The 6944-nt window shown below is 66.9% G+C and carries 5 protein-coding genes; 2 read left to right on the top strand and 3 right to left on the bottom strand.

Features of this window, described 5'->3' with window-relative positions:
* The first annotated feature begins 145 nt into the window (after positions 1 to 145).
* Complete coding sequence (locus ACRCSW_RS22025; protein WP_438707795.1) at positions 146 to 1504, top strand: MATE family efflux transporter; 1359 nt, start codon at positions 146 to 148, stop codon at positions 1502 to 1504.
* A 76-nt stretch (positions 1505 to 1580) separates the two neighbouring features.
* Here the strand turns inward: ACRCSW_RS22025 and ACRCSW_RS22020 are convergent, their stop codons facing one another.
* From ACRCSW_RS22020 to ACRCSW_RS22010, 3 genes are all read right to left on the bottom strand, one after another.
* Positions 1581 to 3623 (bottom strand): capsular polysaccharide biosynthesis protein, encoded by a 2043-nt coding sequence (locus tag ACRCSW_RS22020; RefSeq protein WP_438707796.1) that lies wholly within the window; start codon positions 3621 to 3623, stop codon positions 1581 to 1583.
* An 8-nt stretch (positions 3624 to 3631) separates the two neighbouring features.
* Positions 3632 to 4774: a polysaccharide biosynthesis/export family protein gene (locus ACRCSW_RS22015; protein ID WP_438707794.1), complete on the bottom strand. Its 1143-nt coding sequence runs from the start codon at positions 4772 to 4774 to the stop codon at positions 3632 to 3634.
* Positions 4775 to 4860: 86 nt separating this feature from the next.
* On the bottom strand, positions 4861 to 6138 hold the full coding sequence (locus ACRCSW_RS22010; RefSeq protein ID WP_438707793.1) for a capsule biosynthesis protein: 1278 nt from the start codon (positions 6136 to 6138) through the stop codon (positions 4861 to 4863).
* Between the two features lie 150 nt (positions 6139 to 6288).
* On the opposite strand from ACRCSW_RS22010, the gene ACRCSW_RS22005 reads away from it, so the two are divergent.
* The gene (locus ACRCSW_RS22005; RefSeq protein ID WP_438707792.1) at positions 6289 to 6891 is read left to right on the top strand and encodes a riboflavin synthase; all 603 of its coding nucleotides are present in this window, start codon (positions 6289 to 6291) and stop codon (positions 6889 to 6891) included.
* Positions 6892 to 6944 lie beyond the last annotated feature (53 nt).

Here is a 6944-nt window from a genome sequence, read left to right as displayed (position 1 = left end):
GTCGCCCGGGCGCTGCCCTTCTTCGAGCTCGCGGCGGGTGCGGTCCTTGCGGTGGCGGCCATCGGGCTTTTGATCCGGGCGCTCTGACACACTCTGGCGCCCTTCGCGGCTTGTGAACGATGGAAAGGCGGCTTAAGCCCGTCGAATGACCACCCTCGTATCGCCTCCAATGACCCGTTCGACCCATGCGAGGGAAACGCTCGTGCTGGGTCTGCCGCTCATCGGGTCGCACCTCGCGCAGATGGCGCTGCATGTGACCGATACGATCATGGTGGGCTGGTATGGCGTCGTGTCGCTTGCGGCGGTGGTTCTGGGGTCGTCGTCGTTCTTCATCATCTATGTCGTAGGCTCGGGCTTTGCCAAAGCGGTGATGCCGATGGTCGCCTCTGCGCTTGGCCGGGGGGATGAGGCCCAGGTCCGGCGCGATACGCGGATGGGGCTCTGGCTTTCCATCGCCTACGGGATCGTCGTGCTGCCGGTTTTCTGGTGGTCCGGGCCGATCCTTCTGGCACTGGGGCAGGCCCCCGATGTCTCGGCCATCGCGCAGGATTACATGCGGGTCGTGGGCTTCGGCCTGGTGCCTGCGCTTTGCGTGACGGTTCTGCAAAGCTATCTCTCGGCCCTGCACCGGACCCAGGTCGTGCTCTGGGTGACCCTGGCCGCCGTCGGTCTGAACATCGTGGTCAACTGGGCGCTGATCTTCGGGAACTGGGGGTTCCCCGAGCTTGGGGCGCAAGGCGCTGCGATTGCTACGATTTCGGTCCAGGTGATGTCGCTGGTGGTCCTGAGCCTTTACGCGGGCCTGCTGCCGGCCCTGGCGCGCTTTCGTCTCTTCCAGCGCTTCTGGCGCCCGGACTGGCAGGCCTTGCGCCAGGTCTGGAATCTGGGCTTGCCGATCGGGCTGACGGGGCTTGCCGAGGGCGGGCTATTCCAGGCATCGGCCCTGATGATGGGCTGGATCGGGACGATCGAGCTTGCTGCCCACGGGATCGCGCTGGAGGTGGCTGCGCTGACCTTCATGCTGCATGTGGGCCTCTCCAGCGCCGCGACGATCCGCATTGCGCGCTTTGACGGGCAAGGCGACCGGGTGGCCCTGCGGCAGGCGGCGAAAGTGGCGGTGGTGATCTCGCTTGGGGTCGCGGTGGCCTCGGTCATCCTGTTCCTGTCGGTGCCCGAAGCGATCGTTTCGCTGTTTCTCGACCTATCGAAGCCCGAAAGCGCGCCCATCGTCGCCTATGGCGCGGTGCTGCTGATGCTGGCAGCCCTTTTCCAGCTGGCGGACGGTATGCAGGTGATGGCGCTGGGTCTTCTGCGCGGGGTGAAGGATACGCGCGTGCCGATGTGGCTTGCGGCGGCCAGCTACTGGCTGATTGGCATCCCGTGCAGCTATGTCCTGGCCTTCCCGCTGGGGTATGGGGGCGTGGGCCTGTGGCTTGGTCTTGTCGTGGGTCTGGCCTGCGCGGCGGCGAGCCTGATGTGGCGGTTCTGGCGGCTGGTGCGCTAGGGGAATGCTCGTCGATGCACTTCGTGCACTCCTCGCGCGACGGTCGCGAGGAGGAGACGAAGTCGAACGAGGAGCTTCACCGCCAGAGATGCGCGAAGCTTGCGAACCGGCCCTGCAGCTTTGAGACCAGCCGGTTGAGCCGCCCCGGATGCGGGATCTCGCCCGAGGCGAGCCTTTCCAGTGCCACCTCCGGGGGGCAGGGGCGGCGGCTGACCGGATCCCAGTAGCGCGGATAGGCGATGAGGGCGGCGTGGGTCAGGTGGACGAGGTCGGGCTTTGCCGTCCGCCACTCCGGGGTCCGCCCAAGGTCGCGGGTCAGGCCCCAGCCCGTGTAGAAGGGCGCGCCAAGGCAGGTCACCGGCAGGCCCCGGATCAGGGCCTCGAACCCCAGAAGCGAGGTCATGGTCCAGACCTCCTGCACTTCGACGAGGATTTTCGCGGGGTCGGCGTTGGGCAGGACTATGTCGGCCAGGCCTTTCAGGGTTTCGGGGGGGATCGCGCCTTTGCGGAGGCCCGCTTCGACGTCGGGATGGGGTTTGTAGATCAGGATCGCATCCGGATTTGCCGCCCGCGCGGCCTGCAAAAGCCCAAGGTTGGTCCGGACTTCGCCACCGCCCTTCAGGATCGAGGCGTCGTCCTCGACCTGGCCGGGGACGAGGATACGGTGGCCTTCCGGCAGGGGCGGCAGGGGGGGGCCGCCGAGGTTGTACTTGGACAGCCCCTCGGCGCGGAGCCGCGCGATGAGCGCTTCGGCCCGGTCCCGGCCACCGGGGGGGAGGGGTGCTGCGATAAGGCTGTCGAGGTGCGAGGGGCGTGAGGGATCGTAGTAGATGCCCTGCGCGTCGGTGACGAGGCTGAGGGGTGGCACCAGTTCCGCGCCAAGCCCACGCGAGCGGAGGAAGCCGTCCTCCACCCGCAGGCAGGCGGACTTCGGGGTGAAGCCGTCCGGTTCCTTTCCGGCCCAGAGGAGAACGCCACGGTGCGTGGCCTGCGCAAGCCGGTCCGCGGCGGCGGGGTCGTCGCGGAAGCGGAGCGCGCGGGTCTGGCCGAAGACCTGTTGCAGGCGGGACCGCTTCCAGAGACGCATCCCCGCGGCGACATGGCCGTGGCGGTCTTCCCGGAAGGCGCGGACCTCGGCCTCCAGCTGGCGGATGACGTCTTCCAACCCGCAAAGCCGGTCGCGGCAGGGGTCGTACCAGACGGGGGCGAGGAGCATGGCGCCGGCGAAAAGCTCATCGGCGCTAAGGCGGCGGGTGCGGCGGGGGAGGGGCCGTTCGTCGCGGGTCAGGCCCCAGCCCGCGTAGAATGGCTGGCCGAAGACGCGCGGGCGGTGGCCGTGGAGGATCGCCTCGAAGCCCATCTGGGATGAGACGGTGTAGACCTCGGCGGCATTGGCGAGCAGGCGGTGCGGGGAGACGGGGGCGGTCAGCAGGGTCACACGGCCCATGGCGTCGGCGGGGCCGTAGTGGCCGGGGCGGAGGTTTGCGGCGGTCTCGGGGTGGGTGCGGATGATGATGCGGGCATCGGGGTGGTCGTTGAGTGCAGTGGCGAGCATGTCGCGGAAGGTGGCTTCGGACGCGCCGGAATGGCGGATCGAGGCATCGCCGCGGGTCTGGTCGATGATCAGGACGTAGCCGGGGTCGGGGGAGGGGATCAAAGGATCGTACGTGTTGTATTTTGATAAGTCGCTGGCCATCAAACAGCCGGATAGCCGCGCCACGTCAGCCAGGATGTCTGAATTTGTAAAGTCGAAAGATTGCAGGATCTCCTCCAGCCGCGATGGTCGACTGCTGTCGAAATGCACGCCAACCGGGTCCACCAGCAACCCGAGCGGCGCTTCGCCCCTTGCCCGGCCCGGTTGGACGGACCGCAGGAACGCATCCTCGATCCGGACCAGCGTCACACCGCGACGCGCCGCAATCCGCTCGCCCCGCCAGGCGGTCGGGCTGCGGCCCCAGACCGCCACGCCGTCGCCGGGGCCGGGCATGCCGAAGTGCAGCTCATGCCCGGCAAGTTCAAGCATGCGGGCGACCCGGCGGTCGCGCAGCAGCGACAGGTTCTGATGGTAAAGCCGCCGGGGAACGCCGGTCAGTGCCTCAGCCGAGACCGCGCCAGACACCGGCGCCGTCAGTTGCCCGCGTCTGCGGTGCTGGCGAGGTTCGAGGCCGCAGCCGTAGTGCCGGTGATCGCCCCAAGCGTCTTTTGCCACTGCACGAAGGGCGCCTCGGTCACATAAAGCGTGTCGCCATCGCGGATCTGGAAGTCGCGCGCCTCAAAAAGCCCGGTGGGTTCGGTCAGGTTCAGCACGTAGACGATCCGCTGGTCGCCGACGAGGTCATTGCGGCCAAGGACCGCGCGGGCGATCTCTTCGCTTTCGTCGCGGAGCACGAAGACGCCGGTCGGGTCGGCCGAATTGGTGGAAAGGCCGCCCACGGTGGCGATCGCCTCAAGCGCCGAGAGCGTCTCGGATTCGAAAGGCACCAGATTCTGCGCACCGGTCGCACCAAGGGCGATGAACTTCCGGCTGTCCTCTTCGATGACGATCTGGTCGCCGGGGCGAAGTGCGATGTCGAGTGCAGGGTTTTCGTACAAATCCTTCAGCCAGACTTTGCCGGTCCTGCCGCCGCGGGTCACGCGGACGATGGCAACACCCGGGTCGATCGTGACACCGCCGGATTTCGCCAGCATTGACCCAAGCGTGCGGGTCGAAGCCTCGATCGGATAGACGCCGTTGGCTGCGGCCTGACCGGAAATGGAAACGGTCGAGCCTTCGCCGGCCGTGCGCGTAACGGTGACCTGGGGGTCGGGGGTCTGGTCTTCCAGCTGGCGGGTGACGGCCTGGCGCAGCCCTTCGGGCGTCTGGCCGGCGGCTTTGATGCGGCCCGCATAGGGGATGTAGATGAAGCCCTGACCGTCGACCTGGATCTGCGAGAGGCTCGAGACGCGCTGGCCGGTGTTGCCGAGGAGCGGGTCATCCTTGACGTTTTCAAAGACTGTCACGTCGATGACGTCGCCAGCAGAGATGGTGTCCGAGCCCACGAGCCCGGCATTCCGGAAGCCTTCGCTGAAGCCAAATGTGGGCTGGACCGCGGTTATGCGCGATACGGTTGGGGTCACGGTGACGATGAAGGCGTCACCCTTCTTGTCGACCGAGCCGGCAAGAAGCTCCCGCTTGTTCGGCCCCGAGCGTGGCAGGCCGCAGGATGCGACGATGGACACACACGCCAGAAGGGCGATCAGCTTGACCGAATGTGCACGCGTCAATCTCACTGCCCCTGTCCCCTGCATTCGTTTCGCAGTTTTGTCGCGAGACTTTACCCAAACGGAATTGCCATGGCCAGCATGGGATGCCGAAATCAGCGGACAACGCGCAACTGTTGCCGTGGCGCCGCTGTCCCGGAGCGAAGTGCCTGATATGGGTCCTCGGGCGCGAGCATCAGGTCCACAACCTGTCGTAGGAGCGCCCGCCGCCCCCGCGAGGAATAGAAGCCGCCGACCACCTGCGAGGTCTCCAGAAGAAAATGCCGGTAGTGGCGGTAGGCGCGGGTATCGGGGCGGTCGGGGGCGGAAAAGAAGGCCTCAAGCGGCTGCGGCGACACGAATTCGGGCTTGGCATAGACCGCTGTCCCGAAGACGCGGAGCGGAAGGCCGCGCCAGAGCGCCTGCTGGCCGGCCGTCGAATTCACCGTGACGGCCGACCGGGCATCGTTCAGAAGTTCGGCCAGTTTACCGCCCCGCACAAAGTGCACGCGGCCCGTCAACCCGTGCAACGCGGCCAGTCGCCGGATTTCCGGCAGAAGGGCCACGCGGCCGTCTTCCAAGGGGTGGGCCTTGAAGACCAGATGATGGTGCTGCGGCGCGCCCTTGGCAAAGCCTTCCATCACCAGCGCAAGGAATTCGGTCATGCTGGCGAAGGGTGAATGGTCGCGGAAGCTCGCGTCGTGTTCCAGCTGCAGGATCGCCAGGTGATACGGGAAGCCCCCGCGCCGGATGCGGCTGGTGGCGAGCCTGCGCTCAAGCCGGTGGACCGGCATCAGAAGGAAGCGCTTGAGGTACAGGAGGAACTCCTGCCCCACGGTCAGCGCGCGGTGCGGGCGGAAGTTGCGGTAGGCCCGCCCCCCAAGCGCCACGAGACCATGGTAGATCGCGCCCCAGAACATGTGCTGGCGCATGTCACCCCAGGTGGCGGGGGTGTCGGGAAGGTCAAGATCGACCGTTTCAAGGGCGGCCTGCATGTCCGGGACGGTCAGCTCCATCAGCCGGGAATGGCCGTTCGACCCGCCGCGTTCGTAGGTGATCCAGTAGGGGCGAAGATAGCCTTCCTCGAACACATGCACAGTGATCCCGCGGGCCTTTGCGATGGCAACCGCCTGGGCGTGGATCGGCCTTGTGTCGCCGTAAAGGACGAGGTCGGTGATCTGGTGACGGGCGAAGATGTCGGCGCAGGTCCCGGGCCAGAGGTCCTGGGCGTCGTTGAAAGGGATGTAGCCCGGTCCTGGCCAGAAGACCCGGTCGCCGAAGTTGAAGCCGACGCGCCAGACCTTTGCCCCCGCCGCGCGGAGGAGACCGCCCAGCCGGTGGAACCAGGGCCCATGCGGCCCTTGCAGGAAAAGGAAGCGGCGGTCGGCGGTCACGGTCGCACTCTCATGTGCACGGTATTGCCCCGGTTTCGTGCGGAACTACAGCAGAAATCGCGAGAAAGCGTGAATTGATCGTGGCGTCAATGGCGGCAGGCTTGCAAGGCGCAGACCTCGGGGCTAGGTCGGAGGGAAAGCGGAGGGGCCATGTTCACCGGAATTGTCACCGATATCGGCAGGATCCTGGACGTGAAGGTCACGGGCGATCTTCGGGCGCGGATCGCGACCAGGTACGACGTGGGAGGCATCGACATAGGGGCCTCCATCGCCTGCGACGGGGTGTGCCTGACGGTGGTGGCGTTGGGGGCCGAGCCGGAAAACTGGTTCGACGTCGAAATCTCGGCCGAGACGGTGTCGAAGACCAACATCGGCCGGAACGGCTGGCCGGTCGGCAAGCGGGTGAACCTTGAGCGGGCTTTGCGTGTTGGCGATGAGCTTGGCGGGCATATTGTCTCGGGCCATGTCGACGGGGTGGCCGAGGTGGTTTCAGTGCGACCGGAGGGTGGGTCGGTCCGGGTGCGGTTTCGGGCGCCGGTGGAGCTGGCGAAGTTCATCGCTCCCAAGGGCTCGGTGGCGCTGAACGGGACCTCGCTGACGGTGAACGAGGTGGAGGGGGCGGAGTTCGGGGTGAATTTCATCCCCCATACGCAGGAGGTGACGACCTGGGGCGAGGTGGCGATGGGTGACCTCGTGAACCTCGAGATCGACACGATGGCCCGCTATGTGGCCCGGCTGCGCGAGTGGGGGTGAGGGTTGCGCTTTTGGCTGGCCGGGGGGGGGGGGGGGGGGGGGGGGGGGGCGGG

The organism is Tabrizicola sp. (genome assembly GCF_051645465.1).
Taxonomy (GTDB): domain Bacteria; phylum Pseudomonadota; class Alphaproteobacteria; order Rhodobacterales; family Rhodobacteraceae; genus Tabrizicola.
The sequence above is the reverse complement of the archived record's forward strand: the minus strand, read 5'-3'. Positions and strand labels throughout refer to the sequence as shown.